Genomic DNA, 23,449 nt, shown 5'->3' with positions numbered 1-23,449 from the left:
GCATCGAGGTGGTGCAGATCAACGGCGGCGTGACCGTGAACCGCCGTGTCGGCATGGCGTCGGCGACGGCGACCACGATCGCGCAGAAGGCCGGGGGCGTGGTCACCCTGCTCCCGAGCCCCGCGATCCTCGAGCACGCCTCGACGCGACGGGCGATCGAGGCGGACCGCATGGTGGCGCCGATCCTCGACAGGGCGCGTGCCGCGTCGGCGCTCGTCTTCAGCGCCGGTCCCGTGACGCCCGCCTCGGTGCTCGTCACGAGCGGATACCTCGCCCCGGCACGGATGCGGGAGCTCGCCGAGAAGGGTGCCGTGGGCGACGTCGTCGGGCGGTTCGTGGACTCCGACGGCCACATCGTCGACCACGAGCTCGACGAGCGCACCCTGGGTCTCACCCTCGACGACCTCCGCCGATCCGATGCGGCGATCGCTGTCATCAGCGGCGCCGCCAAGCGGGCCGTCGCGCTCGCCGTGGTCGCCAACAACTACTGCTCCGTGCTGGTCACCGACGAGGCGACCGCCACCTACCTGCTCGAGGAGAAGAACCGATGACGACTTCCGAGGCCCCGCCGCCCCTGCTGCAGATGCGGGGCATCCGCAAGACCTTCCCGGGCACGGTCGCCCTCGCCTCCGTCGACCTCGACGTGCACGCGGGGGAGGTGCACTGCCTGCTGGGCGAGAACGGCGCGGGCAAGTCGACGCTCATGAAGATCCTCGCCGGCAGCTACATCCCGGACTCCGGGGAGATCCGCATCGACGGCGAGCCCGTGCAGTTCTCCCATCCGCTCGACGGCATCAAGGCGGGCATCTCGGTCATCTACCAGGAGCTCGACCTGTTCGCCGACCTGACCGTCGCGCAGAACCTGTTCCTCGGCCACTCGCCGAGCACCGGCGGTGTGGTCCACCGCAGGGAGCGCCGCCAGGCTGCCCGGGAGTACCTCGACCGGGTGGGCGCCACCTTCTCGCCGGACGCGCGGGTGGCCGACCTCCCCATCGCCGACCAGCAGCTCACGGCGATCGCACGGGCTCTCACGACCGACGCGCGCATCATCGTCATGGACGAGCCGACCGCGACCCTCGGTGAGGCCGACGTCGAGAAGGTGTACGAGGTGATCCGGCGCCTCGTCGCCGACGGGCGCGCCGTCATCTACATCTCGCACCGCCTCGACGAGATCGAGGCGATCGGATCGCGGATCACGGTGCTCCGCGACGGCGTCAACGCGGCGAAGTACCCCGTGGCGGGCACCGACCCCGAGCGCTGGATCTCCGACATGATCGGCGACAAGAAGAGCGAGCTCACCGAGCACCGCGAGCGGCGCACGCTCGACGGCGAGTTCGCCCTGGAGATCGATCGCGTCACCATCCCGCGCGTGCTGGACGTCCGCGACGTGTCCGTGCGCGCGGGCGAGATCCTCGGACTCGCCGGCCTCGGGGGCGCGGGGCGCACCACGCTGCTGGCCTCGGTCTTCGGAGCGCAGAAGGCGCAGATGCAGCTGCGCGTCTTCGGCCGTCCGGTGAGGATCGGCTCGGTCCGCGACGCCGTGCGGCACCGCTTCGGACTCGTGCCCGAGAGCCGCAAGACCCAGGGGCTCCTGCTCGGCCTCTCGGTCGCCCGCAACGCCGGTCTCGCGGCGCTCCGCGGCGGCCCGGCGCTCTTCCCGCGCGAGCGCGAGCAGCGCCGCACCGGGCCGATCCTCAAGCAGCTCTCCGTCAAGGCGGCCAGTCCGCACCAGGAGATCCGCCTCCTGTCCGGCGGCAACCAGCAGAAGGTGGTGCTCGCGAAGTGGCTCGCCCGCGACACGCGCATCCTCCTTCTCGACGAGCCGACCCGCGGTCTCGACATCGGCGCGAAGGCGGACCTGTACCGCCAGGTGCGCCTGCTCGCCGAGGGGGGAGCCGCCGTGCTCGTCGCCTCGAGCGAGCTCAACGAGCTCATGGCGAACGCCGACCGCATCGTGGTCCTCCACGAGGGACGCAAGGTGGGCGAGTTCGACCCGCTCATCGACTCCGAACAACACATCAGCCACGCGATCATCAGCGGAAAGGCATCATGAACGACTCCCCGACGACCGCGGCGGTCGAACCGCCCACCCTCTCGACGCAGACGCTCGCGGCGCGCCCGACGTGGCGCCAGCGCGGATCGATGTGGCTGATCAAGGGCAATCTGCTCATCGTCTTCGTCGTGATCTGCGCGATCGCGGCCCTCCTCAGCCCCGAGTTCCTGACGACCCGGAACCTCGCCAACCTGCTGCAGCAGTCGAGCCTCACCGGGATCATCGCGATCGGGATGACGCTGGTCATCCTGACGTCGGGCATCGATCTGGCCGTCGGCTCCGTCGCCGCCCTGAGCGGCATGATCGTCGCCGTCCTCCTCGACGGGTCCGTGCCCATCGCCTTCGCGATCCTCGCCGCGCTGGCGGTCGGCGTGGCCGTCGGCCTGCTGATGGGTGCGGTCTCCGCATGGATCCGGCTGCCGGCGTTCATCGTCACGCTCGCGGGCCTCACCGCCGTCCGCGGGTGGTCCTACACGCTCACCGACGGCCGGCCGGCGGGGTCGAACCTGCCCGAGGCGTTCACCATCATCGGCGGCGGCTACCTCGGCATCCTTCCGCTCACGGGTGTCATCTTCATCGCCGTGACCATCATCACGGGGCTGATCCTCCGCTACACGACGTTCGGCGAGTACGTCTACGCGGTCGGCAGCAACGAGGAGGCCGCGCGGCTGTCGGGCGTGCCGGTGAAGTGGATCAAGGCCTCCGTCTTCGGCTTCTCGGGGCTGACGGCCGCGCTGGCGGGCATCCTCCTCACCAGCCGGCTCACGATCGGCCAGCCGACCGCGTTCCAGGGCGCGGAGCTCGACGCGATCGCGGCGGTGGTGCTCGGCGGCACGAGCCTCTTCGGAGGCCGCGGCGGCGTCGGCGGCACCTTCATCGCCGTGCTGCTGCTGTCGGTGCTGAAGAACCTCTTCAACCTGCTCGGGATCGGCTCGTTCGTCCAGATGATCGCCACCGGCGTGATCCTCGTGCTGGCCCTGATCCTGAACCGCTTCCTCGACAGCCGCGCCGCGGCCGTCGCCCGATGACGTCTTCCGACGGCATCCCGAGACACCCAGGAGATCAGATGACCACGCAGGATCTGGCGCGCTTCGTCGACCACACCCTTCTCAAGCCCGAGGCGACCCCGGCGGATGTCGCGGCCGTCGTCGCCGAAGCGGCCGAGCTCGGCGCATACAGCGTGTGCCTCTCGCCCTCGGCCCTTCCGGTCGATGTGCCCGAGGGGCTGCTGCTCACCGCGGTCGTCGGGTTCCCGAGCGGCAAGCACCATTCGTCGATCAAGGCGGCGGAGGCGGCGCTCGCCGTCGACCAGGGCGCCGACGAGATCGACATGGTGATCGACGTGGGAGCCGCCGTGGCGGGCGCCTTCGACGCCGTCGAGGCCGACATCCGCGCCGTGCGCGAGGCCGTGCCCGCCCCCACGGTGCTGAAGGTGATCATCGAGTCGGCGGCGCTCTCCGACGAGGCGATCGTCGCCGTGTGCCGCGCCGCCGAGGCGGCGGGCGCCGACTTCGTCAAGACCTCCACGGGCTTCCACCCCGCCGGCGGGGCGTCGGTGCACGCGGTGACGCTCATGAAGCAGACGGTCGGCGACCGTCTCGAGGTCAAGGCGTCCGGAGGCGTGCGCAGCCGCGCGGAGGCCGAAGCCATGCTCGCGGCGGGTGCCACGCGCCTGGGGCTGTCGTCGACGCGGGCGATCGTCAACGCCGAGGACGCGGCCGGCGACTACTGACGGCCCGGCCCCGTGACGGCGCCGGGATCGCATCCTGGTAGGATCGATCCTTGGAAGTGTGTCCGAGCGGCCTAAGGAGCATGGCTGGAATCCATGTATACGGTTCTCCCGTATCGCAGGTTCAAATCCTGTCACTTCCGCCACAGATGAAGAGCGCCACCCCCGACTCGGGGTGGCGCTCTTCGCTTTCCGCTGCCGGTCTCACACGGTGCGCACCGCGCCGGTCACCATGCCGACCAGCTGCTCGCCGGTCACCTCCTCGGTGCGGGTGCCGCCCACGACGCGGCCCCCGCGCATGACCCACACCTGCTGCGAGAGCCGCTTGACCTGCTCGAAGTTGTGCGACACGACCAGCACCGTCTTGCCGCCTTCGACGACGCGGCGTATGAGCGCCTCGACCTGCGCGGTCTCGTTGAGGCCGAGCGCGGCGGTCGGCTCGTCGAGGATGATCATGTTCTTCGCCCACATGACCCCGCGGGCGATCGCGACCGCCTGCCGCTGTCCGCCCGACAGCCGCTTCACCGACCGGCCGACGCCCGGCACGTTGACGGCGAGGTCGGCGACGAGCTCGGCGGCGCGCCGCTTCATCTCCCCGCGCCGGAGGAACCGGAATCCCGGGACGCCGGCGACCAGCTCCCGGTCCATGTACATGTTCTGCCAGACGCTCAGCTGATCGCTGAGGGCGAGGTCCTGATAGACGGTCTCGATGCCCTTGTCGCGTGCGTCGCGCGGCGACGAGAAGCGCACCGGCTCGCCGTCGATGCGGATCTCTCCCTCGTCGGGCGTGTACAGGCCCGTGAGGCATTTGACGAGCGTCGACTTGCCGGCGCCGTTGTCGCCGACGATGGCGGTGATCTCGCCCGCCTTGATGGTCAGCGACGCGCCCTTGAGCGCGTCGACGTTGCCGAACGACTTGTGGATGTTCTCGACGACGATCTTGTCGGTCACTTCCGCCCCCTCATGAGTGTGGCCGCGGCGATGACGACGATGCCGATCATCAGCGGCGAGTAGAAGGCGCTCACGCCGAGCAGCGTGAGGCCGGACTGCAGGAAGGTGAGGAGGATCGCCCCGATCACCGGTCCGTAGATGGTGGCCCGTCCGCCGAACAGGCTCACTCCGCCGAGCACGACCGCCGCGATGGCCTTCAGCAGGTAATCGGTGTTGGTGGCGGGCTGGCTGGAGCCGATGTACGAGGTGAGCATGATCGCGCCCACGCCCGCCATGCCGCCGCAGATCATGTAGCCGGCGAGCTTGATGCGCGGCACTTTGAGTCCCATCGCCTTCGCCGCATCGGGGTTGTCGCCGACGGCGAGCAGGTGGGTGCCGAACCTCGTGCGGAACAGCACGACGTGCAGCACGACGGCGATCGCGATCGCGATGAGGAAGTTGATGCGAATGCCGCCGATGTTCGCGGTGCTGATGGCGGTGAGCGCACGCTCGGGGATCTGCACGGGCTTGCCCTGCGAGATGATGAGGCTCAGCCCCATCACCACGCTGAGCGTGCCCAGAGTGACGATGAAGTCGGGAATCCTGACCCAGCCGATGAACGTGCCGTTGATCGCGCCGACGGCCAGGCCGGTCAGCAGGGCGATCCCGCAGCATGCGATCAGCGGAAGCCCCGACTGGTAGGCCGTCGCGAGGGTGACGCTGCCGAGGGCGACCGTGGCCGCCAGCGACAGGTCGATCCCCGCGAGGGTCACGGCGAAGGTGGCGCCGAGAGCCAGCACGATCGGGATGGTGGCATCCGCGAGCATGCTCGTGATGCTCGGCCATGACAGGAATCTCGGGTTGATCGAGCCGAGCACGACGGCGAGCACGATGAGCGCGACCGGTGCCGCGAGCTTCATCCACGTCTCTTCCGACGTCAGGCTGCGGCGGACGGCCTGGGCCGCCTCGTCCACGCTCGGGCGGGTGCGGGTGGGTGTCTGGGTTGTCATGGGTGAGGATCCCCGTCTCTGGTCTCGGGTGGTCGGGGGTGGACGGGTCGGCCGCTCGGGCCGGACCGGCCACCCCCCCCGGGGTCGGCNGGGTGTGGGTGGGGGGGGGGGGGGGGTGGGGGGGGGGGGCGGGGGGGGCGGCCCCCCCCCCCCCCACCGGGGTCGGCTTACTCGAACGGGTTGGGCACGTCGAAGCCCTCCGGCGGTGCCGGGAAGGCGTCGAGGGCCGCCTGCGCGTTGTCCTTGTCGACGATGAGGACCGGGGTCTCCACGTTGTCGGGGATGTCCGCTCCGCCCATCGCGGCCACGCACGCCTGCACCGACTGGACGCCCATCAGGTACGGGAACTGCTCGATGGCGGCCGGCTGGCCCCCGGCGACGATGTCGGCGAGCTGGTCCTTCGTGCCGTCGATGCCGACGACGGCGACCTCGCCGGTCTTGCCGGCCTCCTCGACGGCCTGCTGGATGCCCATCGCCATGTCGCCCGACGGGGTGAAGAAGCCCTTGATGTCGGGGTTCGCGATGAGGATCGTCGCGGCCGCGCTCTTGGCCTTCGCCTTGTCGAAGTCCGCGGCGACCGTCTGGGTGATCTCCAGCTTGCCCTCGACGGCCTTCTCGAAGCCGGCCAGGCGCGCGATGTTGCCCGGGTCGGCGACGAGACCGCCGATGAGCGCCACCTGCGAGCCCTCGTCGACCAGGCCGAGCATGGCCTCGCCGCCCGCGGCGCCCGCGGTCTCGTTGTTCGTGCCCACGTACGTCGTGACGTCGACGCCCGCGTCGGCGGCGGCGTCCAGATCGATGGGCAGGTCGAGGTTGACGATGGGCGTCCCCGCCTCGGACACCGGCACGAGACCGGTGAGGAGGTTCGTCTGGCTCGTCGGGTTGACGACGTAGCAGTCGTACCCGGCGGTGACGAGGGCGTTCAGCTTCGAGGCCTGCCCGGAGTCGTCGGTGACGTTCTCGGCGGCGACGACGGTCAGCTCCACGCCCGCCTCGTCGGCGGCGGCCTGGGCGCCTTCGGCCATGGCGCCGAAGTAGGTGTTGTCCAGCGGCTTGATGACGAACGCGATCTTGCCGCCTCCGCCGGCACCGGGCTCCGAGGCGCCCGGCTCCGAGCCGGTGGGCTCGCCGGCGCCCGCGCAGCCGGCGAGGGCCAGCGCTAGGATTGTCGCCGTCGCAGCGGCCGCTCCCGCGGTCCGCTTCCTGATGATCGTGGTCATGTCTCTCCTTCGAGTGTGTGATTCGTTCTCTGGTGCGACGCGGCTGGCCGCAGTGTTCGCTTTGCTGGCACACTGCGGTCAGCTGACCCGTCCGTCGCCGACGGGAGTGTCACGGGCCCGCGAGCGGCCCCATCATCAGCGGCGCCCGCGTGAGCGGGATGCAGCCGCAGGTCGTGCCGAACTCGATGTCGATGTCGACGCTGACGTTGCGCGGCGGCAGGGTCGGGTCCTCCGTGCGCTCGGACAGGAGCTTCATCGCCTTCGCCGCGACGGTCTGGACCGGGATGACGCCCTGCGTCGGCTTCAGGCCCGTCACGGTCGCCTCCCCGATCGAGTCGATCGTGGTCACCAGGACGTCGCGCGGAATGTGGAGCCCCAGCCGGGCGATGGCCGCCATCGCCCCCCAGAACATGCGGTTGTTGGTGGTGAACACGCCGAACGGCGGCGTCAGCGTCGAGAAGAGCTCGAGCGCGCCCGCGGCGGCGTCGTCGGGGGTCGTGTGCCCGGCGCTCACGTGCAGGTCCAGCCCGGCGGCGTTCATCACCCGGGTGTAGCCGCTCTGGCGGTCCCGCACGTTCGAGACGGCGGTGTTTCCCGCGAGCAGCGCGACCTGCGAGAGGCCGTGGTGGGCCACGAGGTGGCCGACCAGGCGCTCGGCGGCGCGGCGATTGCCCGCGAGCACGTGGTCGGCGCTCTTGCGCACCGAGGGCACCGTGCGATCGACGATCACGGTGGGGATCTCGGAGACGGCGTCGGGAAGGCTCGGCGCCCCGCTGGGCAGCACGATGAGCCCGTCGACGCGCTGCTGGCGGAACGTGCGCAGGTAGCGCTCCTCCTGATCCGCCTCCTCGTCGGAGTCGCCGAGCAGGAGCGTGGGGGAGGTCGGGGCCAGCCGCTCCTCGATCGCGCGGGTCAGCAGCGCGAAGAAGCCGTTGCGCACGTCGGGGATGATGAGGCCGATGAAGCCGGAGCGCTTGGTGCGCAGCCCCGTGGCGGCGGCGTCTCCCACGTAGGCCAGCTCGTCCACGGCCGCCATGACCTTCGCCCGCATCGCCGGCGCCACGTACGCCTCGCCGTTGAGGACGCGCGAGACCGTCTTGGTCGACACGCCCGCGTGCTCGGCGAGGTCGACCAGCCGCGCGGGGCGGCGCAGGCCTCGCGGCGTCCCGGCGTCGGTGGGGGCGCTCATGATGACCACCCAGACGGCGATGACGTACGCATAGAGCGGGGCTCCTCTCTCAGCCACGGCGCAGGGCGCCCTGAGACTCGGGATCTGACGTGGGGACGACGGTCGACAGCGGGACGGTGTCGGCGGGCGGATACTGCTCCGGTGTCCACCATCCTGCCGCCACCCCCGCCAGCAGGCCCGCGCCGCGCGAGACCGCCTCGCGTTCGGACGCCATCGCCAGCGGGTGCCGTGCGCGGCGGAGCTTCGCCTCGACCCAGCGCCGGCTGCGCAGCCCGCCGCCGATGAGGAGGGTGGGGCCCGACACCCCGCTGAGCTCGCGCAGGCGCGCCTCGGCGTCGGCGGAGGCGGAGGCGTAGCCCTCGAGCGTCGCCGCCCAGGCCTCCTCGGCCGGCAGCTCCAGCACCTCGGCGGGGATCCGGCCGTCCTGCATGGCGACGAGCGTCTCGAGGCTCAGCGGCTCGGCCTCCACCCGGATGGCGCGGAACTCGATGTCGTCGCGCTTGACGCGCAGCGCCCGCTGCAGGTGGCGCGTGGCGAGCCCGGGACGCAGCGTCTCCCACAGGAGCATGTGACGGGGCGTGCCCGGCCAGGCGGTCACGGTCAGGTCGCCGAGCTGTCCCGGCCAGGCCGGATGGGGCAGATCGGGCGCCGCGGTCCACGACACGACCAGCGGCTCGCCGGTGCCCATGGAATCGATCACCTCGCTGCGGTCGCCGCCCGCGCCGATGACGCCCACCGGGTGATCGTGACCGGCGATCGTGACGGGGATGCCGGCGGGCAGGCCGCTCCACGCGGCGCCCTCGGCCGAGACGTGCCCCAGCGCCGTTCCCGCGATGCGCGCGGGAGCCCAGACGAGGGAGTCGAGCCCGACGTGGGCGAGGATCTCGCGGTCGTACTCGCCGCGGGTGGGGTCGTAGGCGCCGCTGGTGGCGGCGAGGGACTGCTCCTGTGCGAGGGCGCCCGTCAGGCGCCACACCGTCAGCCCGGCCACGCCGGTCCAGGTGCCCCGCGCGTCGTAGCCGTTGCGGGCGAGCCAGCCGAGCTTGGCGATGCTCGTGACGCTGCGCGCCTGGCGGCCGGTGCGGCGATGGATCTCCGCCTCGCCGAACTCGGCGAGCAGTTCGTCGACGATCTCGCCGCCGCGCTCGTCGTGCCAGGCCACGAGGGGGAGGTCGCTCGGACCGTCGGCGTAGATGGCGGTCCCGGTCTCGCCCATGCTCGCCACGCCCACGGCGGCGATGCGGGTGGCGAGGACGCCGAGGTCCTCGATGGCGGCGCGGATGGCGGCGAACAGCGCGTCGGTGGACATCTCGACCCCGAAGGCGCCGGCGGCGAAGGGCGTGGGTGCCACGCCGATTCCGAGGGAGCGGCCGTGACGGTCGATCGCGTTCGCCTTGATCGACGACGTGCCCAGGTCGATGCCCAGCAGCAGCTCGTCGCGCATCCTCACTCCTCGTCTTCCTCGACTCTGCGGACAATCTCTGTCCATCGATGGACAAACTAACACCCGCCACCTAGTCTGTCTACCGTTGTCAGAAATTGTCGCCCGTCGCTGCAGACGGGCAGGAGGAACGGAGGACGGGCTCTTGGCTCTCATCACTCTCAGGGCGGCGCTGGATGCCGCACGCGCAGGAAGCTACGGTGTCGGAGCCTTCAACGTGACCGATCTCGCACAGGCCGAGGCGGTGCTCGACGCCGCGGCGTCCACCGACTCCCCGGTCATCGTGCAGACGATCGCGGGGGCTTCCGTCCACGGTCGCGACGAGCTGTTCTGGCAGGCGCTCGTCGGCCTCATCGGCAACTACCCGGACGTCCCCGTGGTGCTCCACCTCGATCACGGCGCCTCGTACGACGACTGCGTCCGGGCGATCGGCGCCGGCTTCACGAGCGTGATGATCGACGGGAGCATGCGCGACCACGTGACCCCCGCCACGTTCGAGGAGAACGTCGAGGTGACGCGCCGCGTGGTCGAGTACGCCCATGCCCGCGGCGTCTCGGTGGAGGGCGAGCTCGGCACGATCGGCGGTTCCGAGGACGGCGGCGCCAGCAGCAAGGCCATCATCCTCGCCGATCCCGACGAGGCCGAGCGCTTCGTCGCCCAGACCGGCGTCGACGCGCTCGCCGTGGCGATCGGCACCTCGCACGGCGCCTACAAGTTCACGAGCCCGCCCGACGGCACCGTGCTGCGCATGGACCTCATCGAGGAGATCGCCTCGCGGATCCCCGACACGCACCTCGTGATGCACGGCTCGTCGTCGCTTCCCGCCGACCTCCGCGAGACGATCAACGCGCACGGCGGCAGGCTCCCCGAGTCCTGGGGCGTCCCCGAGACCGAGAAGGCGCGCTCGACGAAGCTCGGCATCCGCAAGATCAACCAGGGCATGGACTCGCACATGGCGCACAGCGCCGCCGTGCGCACCTATCTCGACGCCGACGGCATCGGCGTCGACCCGGCCCTCTACGGCAAGCCCGGCCGCGAGGCGATGCAGCGCATCGTCGCCGATCGGATGCAGGTGTTCGGCCAGGCCGGTCAGTCCTACCGCCACCGCTGAGCGGACCGCGGGGGCGGGTGTCCTGCGGAACGCCCGCCCCCGCGCGAGTCCCGCCGCGGGGACGCCGTCGTATGCGACTCAGTCGGAGACGACCGGCGCCGAGCCGGCGAAGGCGGAACCCGGCCGCACGACGAGCGAGCGCGGGAGGAGCACGGCCATCGCACGCGCTGCCGGCGTCGCGGCGGCCAGCATCGCGGCGCGCGCCGCCTCGGCATCGTCCGCCAGCGCGGCCGCTCCGAGGCCGTCGCGGGAGTAGCTGGCGCGCTCGATGCCCGCCACCAGGCGCGAGACCTCGGCTGCCGGGGCGTGGTGCGATGCGACCAGCCGGGCACCGAACGCCCGGGGCGATTCGGCGGCCGGCGCCGTCACGCCCAGATCGATGGCCGCCTCCTGGAGCATCCGCCACGCGGCGCCCGCGTCGCCCTCGGCGGCCCGGCGGCCGAGACTGCGGCGGCGCAGGGTGCGCAGGACGAGCGGCAGCACGCCGACGAGGATCACGCCGCCGACCGTCAGCAGGTACGGCCGCAGATCGACCAGGCGGAGCGTCGAGCCCGCGGCGTCGGTCGGCCCGTCGTCCGGCCGCTCGTTCGGCGCCGCCGAGGCCGTCGACGTGGGGGTCGTGGTCGGCGTCGGGCCGGAGATGTCCTCGCCGCCGTCGTCCTGACCCGCCTCGCTGGCCGGCAGGAAGCGCGTCTCGTTGCCGAGGCTCTTGGTCGGCTCGAAGGGCACCCAGCCGACGCCCTCGAAGTGCACCTCGGGCCAGGCGTGGAGCTGGCCGGTGGTCACCTCGGCCACCCGCTGCCCGTCCTCGGTGTCCCCGGTGTAGGTGCCGGGCAGGAATCCGACCACGATGCGCGAGGGCATGTCGAGGGCGCGCGCCATGAGGGCGAAGGCGCCGGCGAAGTGGATGCAGTAGCCCTCCCTCACCTCCAGGAACGCGGCCACGGCATCCGATCCCGTGCCGTCGAAGCCTTCGAGCACGGGAGCGCGCAGCGAGTAGGTGAAATCGGGGCCGCGGAACCAGTCCTGGAGGGCGGTGAGCCGGTCGTAATCGGTCCGGGCGCCGGCGGTGACCTGCTCGGCGAGCTCGGCCACCCGGGCGGGCGTGGAGTCGGGCAGGCCGCGCACGTCGACGTTCAGCCCGTCGGCATCCGCCTCGGCGGCGCGGATCTGCTCGAGGGTCGGCCGCGGCACCTGCGAGACGACCTCGTAGCGCTGCCCCTGGGTGCTGGCCTGACCGCTCAGCACCGTGCGGCTGTAGGGGACCGTCCGCCACAGTCCCTCGAGACCGTCGACCGAGACGGCCGGGTAGGAGACGGGGAGGTAGGACGAGGACAGGTTGGAGATGGCGATGTTGGTGCGGTACTGCGTGACGCGGATGCCCTCGTCGACGACCACCGGCTCCATCCCCTCGTCCCACAGCGACACCGACCGCACCCGGTCGGGTCGCCAGATCTCGCCGTCGAACTCCGAGAGGGTCGCCACCCGCAGGTAGGGGAGAGTGGGTCCGTCGGTGCGGACGGTGAGCACGGCGACGTCGCCGCGCCGGCGCAGGTCGTTGCCGAGGTCGAGCGTCGGATCGATCGTCGCGAGGGCTCCGCTGCCCGAGCCCGCCGCGATCGGCGCCGGCAGCGCGGGCGCGCTGATCAGGGTCGCCACGACGGTGACGACCCCGATCGTCGCTGCGACGGCGGTCACCCCGGCGGAGCTTCCCGGCTCGGGCGCCTCGCGCGTCCGCGTCTCGGCGCGGATCAGGGCCAGGACCGCGGCGGCGAGGATTGCGAAGCCGAGGACGTTCATGCCGCTCGGCACCGCGATCGCCGGGATCAGCCAGACGGCTACCAGGGCGATGGATGCCAGCAGCGGCATACGCGCGGTCAGCACGACGTGGTCGAGCGCGATCGTGAGCGCGCCGATCGCCGCGACGATGACGAAGCTGAGGGCTGCGGAGGCCTCCATGGGCGCGACGCCCAGCAGGATCTCGGCCGAGGCCTGCTGGATGGCGGTGGTGACCGCATCGACGACGTCCGGGGTGGGGATGAGGCCGAGGAACGCGTCGCGCGCGAAGAAGACAGCCGTCACCGCCCCCGCCCACACCACGACCTCGGCCAGGGTCACGCCGACCGCGGGCACCCGCAGGCGCCGCATGGTCGCGCCGACGGCGAGCAGCCCGGCCGACATCGCCAGCGCGCCGAGAAGCCACGGGCCGGGCGACACGACGCCCAGCAGCGGCGCGATGGCGGCGCACAGGCCGAGCCACAGCATGATCGACAGCCGGCGGTCGCCGCGGCGCAGCGGCCGGGCCGTCGCCGGGCGCCCGGCGCGGGTCTCAGCGAGCGACACGTCGGCCTCCCCGGTCGGCCGTGGCGCTCCACACCGCGGCGAGGTCGGCGCCGGGCGGGATCGCCGCGACCCGCCATCCGGTGTTCTCGGCCCGATCGGCGGCGTCGTGGATGGGCGCCACCGTCAGCAGCACCGGAAGCGAGCTGTGGTGGGGGAGCGCGGCGAGCGCATCGGCGTCCGCGTCCTCGAACCGGCCGGTGACCACGACCAGCGGGCCGGTCTGCACCCCCGCGAACAGGCGGACCAGCGGGGCGAGGTCGCCCGCGCGCCGGTGAGCGGTGACCGATGCGAAGGAGGTCACCAGGCGATCGACGCCGGACGCGTCGCCGCCCTCGATGGGCTCGGCGAGCTCCACGCCGTCCACATCGATCACGGTCACGCGGTAGCCCTCGCGCACGAGCCGAGCCGCGACCGACACGCACGCGGTCACGGCCGCCTCGAAGCCCGAGTCCCGCCCGGGCGCGCGCAGGGCCTCGTCGGCCCACCGGGTCGATGCGCGGTCGAGCACGACCACCGCCTCGGGCGTGGTCTCCTGCTCCTCCTGACGCACCATCAGCTCGTCGCGGTGCGCGCTGGCGCGCCAGTGGATGCGCCGCATCGAGTCGCCGGGGACGTAGTGGCGGGGGATCAGGTTGTCGGCGCCCTGACCGAGCTGGTTGGTCGTGGAGTGCATGCTGCCACCGGCCTCGCCGGGCAGATCGGTCAGCGCGCTCAGCTCCACGACCTGCGGGGCCACGGTGAGCAGCGACACGTCGCCGACGGTGCTGCGTCGCCGTGCGAAGCCGAACGGGTCGGTCGAGATGACCGTCAGCGGTCCGACCGGGTGGATGCCGCGCCGGGCCGGCGTGAGCGCATAGCGGAGGTCGATCGCCCGGGCGCCCAGACGGACTCCCGAGGCGGTCGCGGGGAACGTGCCGGCAGCATCGCCGGTCATCCCGGGCGGCAGGGCCTCGCGCCAGCGCCCCTGCGCGACCGGCAGCGGCGAGCGGATCTGCACCTGGGCGCGGACGGACACCTCCTGCCCCACCGTGGCGACGTCGGGAGTGAACGAGCGGCGCACGGTCTCGCTGCGGCGCATCACCGACAGCGTGACGACGCTCGCAGCGACGACGACCAGCAGCAGCACGCTCACGTAGATCAGCTCCGGCACGACGAACTCGTGCGCGAGGATGAAGCACACGACGCCCAGGACGACGGCACCGGTGCCCCGGAGCGTGAGCGGCCAGCGATCCACGGCGATCCTCAGCGGGTGGCCAGCGGGACCCGCACCGAGTCCGCGATCGTGCGCAGCACTGCGGCGATGGCGTCGGAGGATGTGCGTCCGCGCGTGGCGCTCGTGCCGCGGGCGGCGATCATCCGGTGCGCGAAGACCGGCTCGAGAAGGGTCGCCACGTCGTCGGGGATGACGAACTCGCGGCCGTCGAGCGCCGCCCACACCTTCGCGGCGCGCACGAGCTGCAGGGTCGCGCGGGGGCTCGCGCCGAGGCGCACGTCCGGGTGGGCGCGCGTCGCGCGGGCCAGGCCCACCGCGTACTCCTCGACGGCGGGGGAGACGTGCACGCTGCGGGCCCACGCGATGAGCTGGCGCACACGGTCGGAGCCGACCACCGGGCGGAGGTCGTCGAGCGGATTGAGCGTGTCGCGCTGGCGGAGCATGAGCGCCTCGGACGCCGCATCGGGATAGCCCATCGACACGCGCATCATGAAGCGGTCGCGCTGGGCCTCCGGCAGGGCGTAGGTGCCCTCCATCTCCAGCGGGTTCTGAGTGGCGACCACGAGGAACGGGTCGGGGAGGGCGCGGCTGACGCCGTCGACGGTGACCTGGTGCTCCTCCATCGCCTCCAGCAGCGCCGACTGGGTCTTCGGCGAGGAGCGGTTGATCTCGTCCGCGATGACGATGTGGGCGAACACGGCGCCCGGCTTGAACTCGAAGACGCGGTCCACCGGGTTGTAGACGCTCACCCCCGTGACATCGCCGGGGAGGAGGTCGGGCGTGAACTGGATGCGCCGGACGGTCGCGTCGACCGTGGCCGCCAGGGCCCGCGCGAGCATCGTCTTCCCGACTCCGGGCACGTCCTCGATGAGCAGATGGCCCTCGGCGAGCAGACACACCAGAGCCGCCCGCACTGCATCGGGCTTGCCGTCGATCACCCGGGTGATCGAGTCGGCGATCGCCGCCGTCTCGCGGGCGAAGTCCTCCGCCCCCACCTGGTCTCGGAGCGTCTGGATCTGGTCGTCGGGCATGCGTCCCCCTTCGCCGCGGCGATGCGTTCCTCGATGCTAACCCGGTGCGGCGCGGCGCCGGCTGGACGTCGGGTAAACTTGCAGGAGCTCTCCGCGAGACGGCATCCAGGCCAACTCCCCCAGGACGGAAACGTAGCAAGGGTAACCAGGCTCTGCCGGGTTCGCGGAGAGTCTTACTTTTCCCGTGACGCCCGCATCGCCGCCCCGTCCGGCTTCCGGGGTGGCGGAGGGTTTCTCCCGGTGCATCCGTGGCCCCCTCGAGGGTGCGGAGCCTAGGCTGAACGGGTGGCGAAGAGCATCTACATCACGTCGACCGAAGGCCTGTCGGGCAAGTCCACGATCGTGCTGGGAGTGATCGACGCGCTGACGCGGGTCTCGCCGAAGGTGGGCGTCTTCCGCGCCATCGCGCGCTCCACGGTCGAGCGCGACTACGTGCTCGAGATGCTGCTGGACCACGTCGGCGTGGAGCTGAAGTACGACGAGTGCATCGGCGTCACCTACGACGACGTCCGCCGCGACGCCGACGCCGCGCTGTCGAAGATCGTCGAGCGCTACAAGGCCGTCGAGGCCAAGTGCGACGCCGTCGTCGTCGTCGGCAGCGACTTCACCGACGTGGGCTCGACGTCGGAGCTCGGCTACAACGCGCGCATCGCCGCGAACCTCGGCGCTCCGGTGCTGCTCGTCCTCAACGGCCGCGCCGGCGAGGGCGACCGCCTCGGCGTGAGCATCGCGCGCACCCCCGAGCAGCTGGCGCAGGTGACCGAGCTGGCCGTCACCGAGGTGCGCACCCACCGCGCCGAGCTGTTCGCCGTCATCACCAACCGTGCCGACCCCGACAAGCTCGACGCCATCAATGCCGCCATCCGCGACGTCGTCGCCGACACCCCCGCCGCCGACGGGCACCGCGAAGCGGAGGTCGGCGTATGGTCCATCCCCGAGGACCTCTACCTCGTGGCGCCCGCCGTGCGCGACGTCATGCTGAGCCTGGAGGGCCGGCTGCTGCGCGGCGACGAGGACCTGCTCACGCGCGAGGTGATCGACGTGGTGGTGGCGGGCATGTCGCTCAACAACATCCTCCCGCGGCTGCGCGAGGGCGCCATCGTCATCGTGCCGGCGGACCGCACCGAGGTGCTCCTGGGGCTGCTGCTGGCCAACTCGTCCGGCACCTTCCCGTCGATCTCGGGCATCATCCTCAACGGCCCGTTCCCGCTGCCCGACGCGGTCGAGCGGCTGATGGTGGGGCTCGACTCGTCGCTGCCGATCATCCAGACCGACCTCGACACCTACGACACCGCGGTGCGCGTCATGGGCACCCGCGGGCGCCTGGCCGCGGGCTCTCAGCGCCGGTACGACACCGCCCTGGCGCTGTTCGAGCGCAACGTCGACACGGAGGAGCTCACCACCTCGCTCGGGCTGACGACCTCCCACGTCGTCACGCCGCTGATGTTCGAGTACCAGCTGCTGGAGACCGCGCGCTCCTCGCGCAAGCGCATCGTGCTCCCCGAGGGCGGCGACGACCGGGTGCTGCGCGCGGCGGCGACCGTGCTGGCGCGCGGGATCGCCGACCTCACGATCCTCGGAGACGAGGCGGAGGTGCGCGGTCGGGCGGTCGAGCTGGGCCTCGACATCAGCGCCGCCCACGTGCTCAGCCCGTTCGACCCCGCGACCGTCGACCGGTTCGCGCGGGAGTACGCCGAGCTCCGCAAGCACAAGGGCGTGACCTACGAGAAGGCGGCCGACACGATCACCGACGTGTCGTACTTCGGCACGATGATGGTGCACCTCGGTCTGGCGGACGGCATGGTCTCGGGCGCCGCGCACACGACGGCCCACACGATCCGGCCGGCGTTCGAGATCATCAAGACGAAGCCGGGCGTCTCGGTCGTCTCGAGCGTCTTCCTCATGGCGCTCGCCGACCGCGTGCTGGTCTACGGCGACTGCGCCGTGATCCCCGACCCCTCCAGCGAGCAGCTGGCCGACATCGCCGTCTCGTCGGCGGCGACGGCCCAGCAGTTCGGCATCGAGCCGCGGATCGCGATGCTGTCGTACTCGACGGGGGAGTCGGGATCGGGCGCCGATGTCGACAAGGTGCGCGCGGCGACCGCGCTCGTCCGCGAGCGGGCGCCGCAGCTGCTGGTCGAGGGTCCCATCCAGTACGACGCGGCCGCCGACGCCGCCGTCGCCAAGGCCAAAATGCCCGACTCCGAGGTCGCCGGCCGCGCGACGGTGTTCGTGTTCCCCGATCTGAACACCGGCAACAACACCTACAAGGCGGTGCAGCGCTCCGCCGGGGCGGTCGCGATGGGGCCGGTGCTGCAGGGACTGAACCGACCGATCAACGACCTGTCGCGCGGAGCCCTCGTCGAGGACATCGTCAACACCATCGCCATCACCGCCATCCAGGCCCAGAGCCAGGACGCGCCGCAGAGCCAGAACCAGGGAGCACGGGCATGACCGTCGTCCTCGTCATCAACAGCGGCTCGTCGTCGTTCAAGTACCAGCTGCTCGACGTCGAGACGGAGCGCGCGCTGGCCTCGGGTCTCGTGGAGCGGATCGGCGAGGAGACCGGCGCCGCACGCCACAAGGTGATGGGGCCGGACGGCGACTCCGAGAGCTCGCGGGAGCTTCCGATCCCCGACCACGCCGCCGGGTTCGCCGTCATGCTCGACGCCTTCGCCGCCGACGGACCCTCCCTCGCCGACGAGCCCCCGGTGGCGATCGGGCACCGCGTGGTCCAGGGCGGTGCGCGGTTCTTCCAGCCGACGCTCATCGACGACCTCGTCGAGATCAACATCGACGAGCTGTCGGTGCTCGCCCCGCTGCACAACCCGGGGGCCGTCCAGGGCATCCGCGCGGCACGCGAGGCGTTCCCCGACCTCTCGCACGTCGCCGTGTTCGACACCGCCTTCCACCAGACCCTGCCGCCGGCCGCCTACACGTACGCCATCGACCGCGACATCGCGCGCAAGCACCGCATCCGCCGCTACGGCTTCCACGGCACCAGCCACAAGTTCGTCAGCCGGGCCGCCGCGGACTTCGTCGGGCGGCCGCTGCGCGAGCTCAAGCAGATCGTGCTCCACCTCGGCAACGGCGCCTCCATCACGGCCGTCGACGGCGGGCACTCGGTGGAGACCTCGATGGGTCTCACGCCGCTCGAGGGCCTCGTCATGGGGACGAGATCCGGCGACATCGACCCGTCCGTGCTCCTCGTCCTGGCCCGGCGGGAGGAGATGAGTCCCAGCGAGCTGGACGCGTTCCTCAACAAGCGCAGCGGTGTGCTGGGTCTGGCCGGCGTCTCGGACATGCGCGACATCGAGGATCGCCGCGAAGCCGGCAACGGCGCGGCGATGCTGGCCTTCGACGTCTACGTCCACCGGCTGCGCGCGTACATCGGCGCCTACATCGCCCAGATGGGCGGCGTGGACGTCATCTCGTTCACCGCCGGCGTGGGCGAGAACTCGCCGCTGGTGCGCGCGGCGGCCCTCGAGACGCTCGGCTTCCTCGGGGTGCGGATCGACGCGGTGCGCAACGAGACGCGCAGCCGCGGGCCGCGCACGATCTCGACGGACGACTCGGCGGTGACGGTGCTGGTGGTGCCCACCAACGAGGAGCTCGAGATCGCCCGGCAGACCCTCTCGATCGTGTCGCGGAGCTGACTCTGCCGCTCGGTCTCCCGCCGGTCTCGGGTCGCGACTACGCTGAACGGGTGACAGCCGCTCAGCTCCCCGATCTGACCTCGTACGACGGCGTGCTCTTCGACCTCGACGGAGTGCTGACGCCGACGGCCGAGGTGCACATGCATGCGTGGCAGACGATGTTCACGGAGCTCTTCGCGGACTGGGGCATCTCGCCTCCGTACACCGAGCGCGACTACTTCGAGTACCTCGACGGGAAGAAGCGCTACGACGGCGTCGCGAGCCTGCTGCGCTCCCGCGACGTCGAGGTGCCGTGGGGCGACCCGTCCGACCCGCCCACCGCCGACACCGTGTGCGGCATCGGCAATCGCAAGAACGAGGTCTTCTCCCGCATCCTGCGCAGCGAGGGCATCGCTCCCTACCCCGGCTCGATCGCGCTCGTGGACCGGCTCCGGGACGCCGGCGTGCCGGTGGCGGTGGTGTCGAGCTCGAAGAACGCCGACGAGGTGCTGCGCGCCGCCGGCATCCGCGACCGGTTCGAGGTCGTGATGGACGGCGTCATCGCCGAGCGGGAGGGGCTGCCCTCCAAGCCGGCGCCCGACGTGTTCGCCGAGGGCGCCCGGATGCTGGGCGTCGACCCGGCGCGCAGCGCCGCCGTCGAGGATGCGCACTCGGGCGTCCAGTCCGCCGCCGCGGCGGGCTTCGCCCTCGTGGTCGGCGTCGATCGCGGCGTCGGCGCCGACATCCTGCTCGCGTCGGGCGCGCACGTCGTCGTGGACGACCTGTCCGCCTTCCTCCCCTGAACACACCCGTACATCCCGTCCGTCGTCGACCTCCAGACCAGAGGAGCTCCATGATCGATCGCGATCGCTTCCCCGTCGACCCGTGGCGTCTCGTCGAGCGCAGCTTCTCGCTCGAGGACGTCGGGGTCACCGAGACCCTGTTCGCGCAGGGGAACGGCTACCTCGGCCTGCGCGGCAACCACCCCGAGGGGCGCCACGCGCACGAGCACGGGACCTTCGTCAACGGCTTCCACGAGATCTTCCCGATCCGTCACGCCGAGCAGGCCTACGGCTTCGCCGAGGTCGGACAGACGATCATCAACGCCCCCGACGCCAAAGTCATGCGCGTCTACGTCGACGACGAGCCGCTGTCGTTCGACGTGGCCGACGTGCGCGAGTACGAGCGCGCCTTCGACTTCCGCACGGGAGTGCTCACGCGGCACGTGCGCTGGACCACCCCCAGCGGCAAGGACGTCGTCATCGACTTCGACCGCATGGTCTCGTTCGAGGAGAAGCACCTCGCCGTCATGAGCGTCACGGTGACAGTGCTCAACGCGGACGCCCCGGTCACGGTGAGCTGCCAGATGATCAACCGCCAGGACGGTCAGGACGTCTACAGCGGCGGGCGCCCGGGCGGCGCGGGCGCGAAGGCCGGGTTCGACCCGCGCAAGGCGGAGAAGATCCACGAGCGCGTGCTGCAGCCGCAGGAGTTCTGGCAGGACGGCGCGCGCGCCGCGCTGGCCTACCGCGTGACCGAGTCGGGCATGACGATCGCGGTCGTGGCCGACCACGTGGTCGAGACCGAGAACGAGTACTCGGCCCGCACGCTCGCCGAACCCGACATCGCGAAGAACGTCTTCCGGGTGCAGGCCAAGGCGGGGGTGCCGGTGACGGTCACCAAGCTCGTGAGCTACCACACCTCCCGCGGGGTCCCCGCCCGGGAGCTCGTCGACCGCGGCCGGCGCACCCTCGACCGGGTCGCCGCCGAGGGGGTGGCCGCGCAGTTCGAGCGCCAGGCCGCCTGGTGCACCGCGTTCTGGCAGCGCTCCGACGTCGTCATCGAGGGCCGGGACGACCTCCAGCAGGCCACCCGCTGGTGCCTGTGGCAGCTCGCCCAGGCGGCCGCGCGCGCCGACGGCCAGGGCGTGCCCGCCAAGGGCGTGTCGGGCTCCGGCTACAGCGGCCACTATTTCTGGGACACCGAGATCTACGTGCTCCCGTTCCTCATCTACACGACGCCGCTCTGGGCGCGCAACGCCCTGCGGATGCGCTACCTGATGCTCCCATCGGCCCGCAAGCGCGCCGGTCAGCTCAACGAGGCCGGGGCGCTGTTCCCGTGGCGGACGATCAACGGCGAGGAGGCCTCGGCGTATTACGCCGCCGGCACCGCGCAGTACCACATCAACGCCGACGTGAGCTTCGCGCTCGGCAAGTACGTGCGGGCGACGGGCGACGAGGAGTTCCTCCACCGCGAGGGCGTGGACATCGCGGTCGAGACCGCGCGGCTGTGGACGACGCTCGGCTTCTGGCGCTTCAACGAGGACGGCGAGCCGGAGGTGTTCCACATCCACGGTGTCACCGGTCCCGACGAGTACACGACGGTGGTCAACGACAACCTCTTCACCAACGTGATGGCGCGCTACAACCTGCGCTTCGCGGCGCGCGCGGTGCGCGAGATGGCAGAGTACGAGCCCGAGCAGTACGCCCTCATGGTCGACCGCCTGCGCCTGGAGCCCGGCGAGCCCGACGCGTGGGAGCACGCCGCCGAGGCGATGCACATCCCCTACAGCGAGGCGCTGGGCATCCACCCGCAGGACGCCGTCTTCCTCGAGCGCGAGGTGTGGGATCTCGAGAACACCCCGCCCGAGCAGCGTCCGCTGCTGCTGCACTTCCACCCGCTGGTGATCTACCGCTACCAGGTGCTCAAGCAGGCCGATGTGGTGCTGGCGCTGTACCTGCAGGGCAACCACTTCACCGCCGAGGAGAAGCTCGCCGACTTCCAGTACTACGACCCGCTGACCACGGGCGACTCGACGCTGTCGGCAGTGGTGCAGTCGATCCTGGCGGCCGAAGTGGGCTACCAGGACCTCGCGCTGGAGTACTTCCGCGAGTCGATCTTCGTCGACCTCGGCGACCTCCACCACAACGCGGCCGACGGTGTGCACGTCGCCTCGGCCGGCGGGGTGTGGACGGCGCTGGTGGCCGGCTTCGGCGGCATGCGCGACCACTTCGGCGACCTGTCGTTCGACCCGCGCCTGCCGGCCGACTGGCCCTCGCTCTCGTACACGCTGCACTGGCACGGCACCGAGCTGAAGATCACGGTCACCGCCGACGCGCTCACCGTGGTCGCGGGCCCCGGCGAGTCGGTGGGATTCGAGGTGCGCGGCATCGGCTACGCCGTCGAGGGCGGCGGCACGGTCGTCGTGCCGCTCGACGGTCAGGGACCCGTGCTGTCGGGTCGCCCGACCCTCGGCGACATCAGCGATCAGCTCCGCGAGGACGGGTCGATGATCTCGGCCTCCGTGCCGATCTCCACCAACACGTCGGCCATCCCGGTGATCACCGCCTCGTCGCCCGTCCAGTCCGAGCACGGCAACCTCGGCGTCGACACCTGATCACGCCGCGCCGACGTCCGCCTCCTCGGGCGCGGGCTCGGCGGGGCGGCGGGCGATGTCGGTCATGATCGCCCGCACGGCGGCGCGGCCGGCACGGTTCGCGCCGACCGTGGACTGGGACGGGCCGTAGCCGATCAGGAAGAGCCGCGGCTCGTCGATGGCGCGTCCGTCGGCGACCCGGATGCCCCCGGCGGCGGTGCGCAGCCCCAGCGGGGCGAGGTGGGCGATGTCGGCGCGGAACCCCGTCGCCCACAGGATGACGTCCGCGGGCTCGAACGAGCCGTCGGGCATGCGCACGCCGTGCTCCTCGACGGCGGTGAACATGGGATGCCGCACCAGCACGCCGCGGTCCCGCGCCGCCCGCGCCCACGGCGTCCAGTGCTGACCCGTGACCGAGATGACGCTCCCCGGAGGCAGGCCGCGGCGCACGCGCTCCTCGACCCCGGCGATCGCGGCGATGCGCGCGGCCGTGTCGAAGTCGCCGGCATCCCAGTCGACCTCTCGCCGCGTCACCCAGAACGTGTCGGCGACGCGCGAGATCTCGTCCAGGAGCTGGATCGCCGAGATGCCCGCGCCCACGATCACCACGCGCTCACCGGCGAACTCCTCCGCCGACACGTAGTCGTGGACGTGGAGCTGCCGCCCCGCGAAGCGCTCCTGACCGGGGTAGTGCGGCCAGAACGGGCGCCGCCAGGTGCCGGTGGCGTTGATCACCCAGCGCGCCCGCCAGCGGCCGCGATCGGTTTCGACGACGAGGTCGCCGTCCGGGTCGTCGTCGGCGCGGCGCACCGCGGAGACGGTGACCGGTCGCCGGACGCGCAGCTCGAACCGCTGCTCGTAGTCGGCGAAGTAGGCGGGGAGGACGTCGCGGCTGGCGGCGGACGGGTCCGCGGCGGGCACGGGGTGGCCCGGGAGCTCGTGGATGCCGTTGACGGTCGCCATCCGCAGCGACGCCCACCGGTGCTGCCAGGCGCCGCCGGGAGCGGCATCGGCGTCGAGCACGACGAAGGTGCCGGTCGGGTCGTCGTCGTCGCCGGGAGCGTCGACGGGCACGAACCCGCGGCGCCGCAGATGGTAGGCGGCCGACAGTCCCGCCTGGCCCGCGCCGATCACGACGACGTCGACGGGTGCGGGTTCCATGACGGTG

General features: G+C 71.8%; 18 protein-coding genes, 1 tRNA gene and 1 other RNA gene. 11 read left to right on the top strand and 9 right to left on the bottom strand.

The window, feature by feature from the left end:
• The 5 genes from QQZ13_RS04940 to QQZ13_RS04920 all read left to right on the top strand — a co-directional run.
• Positions 1-551, top strand: a 551-nt coding sequence (locus QQZ13_RS04940; RefSeq protein ID WP_284527994.1) for a sugar-binding domain-containing protein, incomplete at its 5' end; no start/stop codon positions are given.
• A complete protein-coding gene (locus QQZ13_RS04935) occupies positions 548-2,053 on the top strand; it encodes a sugar ABC transporter ATP-binding protein (protein ID WP_284527993.1) in 1,506 nt (501 codons plus the stop codon). The genes QQZ13_RS04940 and QQZ13_RS04935, both read left to right, overlap by 4 nt.
• Complete coding sequence (locus QQZ13_RS04930; protein WP_284527992.1) at positions 2,050-3,081, top strand: ABC transporter permease; 1,032 nt, start codon at positions 2,050-2,052, stop codon at positions 3,079-3,081. The genes QQZ13_RS04935 and QQZ13_RS04930 overlap by 4 nt, the downstream gene beginning before the upstream one ends.
• 38 nt (positions 3,082-3,119) lie before the next feature.
• The gene (deoC, locus tag QQZ13_RS04925) at positions 3,120-3,785 is read left to right on the top strand and encodes a deoxyribose-phosphate aldolase (RefSeq protein WP_284527991.1); all 666 of its coding nucleotides are present in this window, start codon (positions 3,120-3,122) and stop codon (positions 3,783-3,785) included.
• Between the two features lie 52 nt (positions 3,786-3,837).
• Positions 3,838-3,928, top strand: a tRNA-Ser gene (locus tag QQZ13_RS04920).
• A gap of 58 nt (positions 3,929-3,986) precedes the next feature.
• Here the strand turns inward: QQZ13_RS04920 and QQZ13_RS04915 are convergent.
• The 5 genes from QQZ13_RS04915 to QQZ13_RS04895 all read right to left on the bottom strand — a co-directional run bounded on the left by QQZ13_RS04915 (position 3,987) and on the right by QQZ13_RS04895 (position 9,575).
• The gene (locus QQZ13_RS04915; RefSeq protein ID WP_284527990.1) at positions 3,987-4,733 is read right to left on the bottom strand and encodes an ATP-binding cassette domain-containing protein; all 747 of its coding nucleotides are present in this window, start codon (positions 4,731-4,733) and stop codon (positions 3,987-3,989) included.
• Complete coding sequence (locus QQZ13_RS04910; protein ID WP_284527988.1) at positions 4,730-5,722, bottom strand: ABC transporter permease; 993 nt, start codon at positions 5,720-5,722, stop codon at positions 4,730-4,732. The genes QQZ13_RS04915 and QQZ13_RS04910 overlap by 4 nt, the downstream gene beginning before the upstream one ends.
• A gap of 167 nt (positions 5,723-5,889) precedes the next feature.
• A complete protein-coding gene (locus tag QQZ13_RS04905; protein ID WP_284527987.1) occupies positions 5,890-6,942 on the bottom strand; it encodes a substrate-binding domain-containing protein in 1,053 nt (350 codons plus the stop codon).
• A gap of 109 nt (positions 6,943-7,051) precedes the next feature.
• Complete coding sequence (locus tag QQZ13_RS04900) at positions 7,052-8,188, bottom strand: LacI family DNA-binding transcriptional regulator (protein ID WP_284527986.1); 1,137 nt, start codon at positions 8,186-8,188, stop codon at positions 7,052-7,054.
• Positions 8,181-9,575 (bottom strand): FGGY family carbohydrate kinase, encoded by a 1,395-nt coding sequence (locus QQZ13_RS04895; RefSeq protein WP_284527985.1) that lies wholly within the window; start codon positions 9,573-9,575, stop codon positions 8,181-8,183. Before QQZ13_RS04895 ends, QQZ13_RS04900 begins: the two co-directional genes overlap by 8 nt.
• A 142-nt stretch (positions 9,576-9,717) precedes the next feature.
• Here QQZ13_RS04895 and QQZ13_RS04890 point away from each other — a divergent pair, with 142 nt between their 5' ends.
• Positions 9,718-10,683 (top strand): ketose-bisphosphate aldolase, encoded by a 966-nt coding sequence (locus tag QQZ13_RS04890; RefSeq protein ID WP_284527983.1) that lies wholly within the window; start codon positions 9,718-9,720, stop codon positions 10,681-10,683.
• Between the two features lie 78 nt (positions 10,684-10,761).
• Here the strand turns inward: QQZ13_RS04890 and QQZ13_RS04885 are convergent, their stop codons facing one another.
• From QQZ13_RS04885 to QQZ13_RS04875, 3 genes are read right to left on the bottom strand one after another with little or no spacing between them, the layout of a single operon-like run.
• A complete protein-coding gene (locus tag QQZ13_RS04885) occupies positions 10,762-13,026 on the bottom strand; it encodes a DUF3488 and transglutaminase-like domain-containing protein (RefSeq protein WP_284527982.1) in 2,265 nt (754 codons plus the stop codon).
• Positions 13,013-14,260: a DUF58 domain-containing protein gene (locus QQZ13_RS04880; protein ID WP_284527981.1), complete on the bottom strand. Its 1,248-nt coding sequence runs from the start codon at positions 14,258-14,260 to the stop codon at positions 13,013-13,015. Before QQZ13_RS04880 ends, QQZ13_RS04885 begins: the two co-directional genes overlap by 14 nt.
• Before the next feature lie 8 nt (positions 14,261-14,268).
• Complete coding sequence (locus QQZ13_RS04875; protein ID WP_284527980.1) at positions 14,269-15,270, bottom strand: MoxR family ATPase; 1,002 nt, start codon at positions 15,268-15,270, stop codon at positions 14,269-14,271.
• Positions 15,271-15,353: 83 nt separating this feature from the next.
• Here QQZ13_RS04875 and ffs point away from each other — a divergent pair.
• From ffs to QQZ13_RS04850, 5 genes are all read left to right on the top strand, one after another.
• Positions 15,354-15,448: signal recognition particle sRNA small type (gene ffs, locus QQZ13_RS04870), an RNA gene on the top strand.
• A gap of 107 nt (positions 15,449-15,555) precedes the next feature.
• Entirely contained in the window at positions 15,556-17,724 is a 2,169-nt protein-coding gene (pta, locus tag QQZ13_RS04865; protein ID WP_284527979.1) for a phosphate acetyltransferase, read from the top strand.
• Complete coding sequence (locus QQZ13_RS04860; protein WP_284527978.1) at positions 17,721-18,926, top strand: acetate/propionate family kinase; 1,206 nt, start codon at positions 17,721-17,723, stop codon at positions 18,924-18,926. Before pta ends, QQZ13_RS04860 begins: the two co-directional genes overlap by 4 nt.
• Positions 18,927-18,976: 50 nt before the next feature.
• Entirely contained in the window at positions 18,977-19,708 is a 732-nt protein-coding gene (locus QQZ13_RS04855; RefSeq protein WP_284527977.1) for an HAD family phosphatase, read from the top strand.
• Positions 19,709-19,758: 50 nt separating this feature from the next.
• On the top strand, positions 19,759-22,302 hold the full coding sequence (locus QQZ13_RS04850) for a glycoside hydrolase family 65 protein (RefSeq protein WP_284527976.1): 2,544 nt from the start codon (positions 19,759-19,761) through the stop codon (positions 22,300-22,302).
• Here the strand turns inward: QQZ13_RS04850 and QQZ13_RS04845 are convergent, their stop codons facing one another.
• Entirely contained in the window at positions 22,303-23,442 is a 1,140-nt protein-coding gene (locus QQZ13_RS04845) for an NAD(P)-binding domain-containing protein (protein WP_284527975.1), read from the bottom strand. It lies immediately after the preceding gene.
• Positions 23,443-23,449 lie beyond the last annotated feature (7 nt).

This window comes from Microbacterium sp. T2.11-28 (assembly GCF_950097975.1).
Taxonomy (GTDB): Bacteria; Actinomycetota; Actinomycetes; order Actinomycetales; family Microbacteriaceae; genus Microbacterium.
Note: the sequence above shows the minus strand (reverse complement) of the source record. Positions and strands in the feature narration are given on the sequence as shown.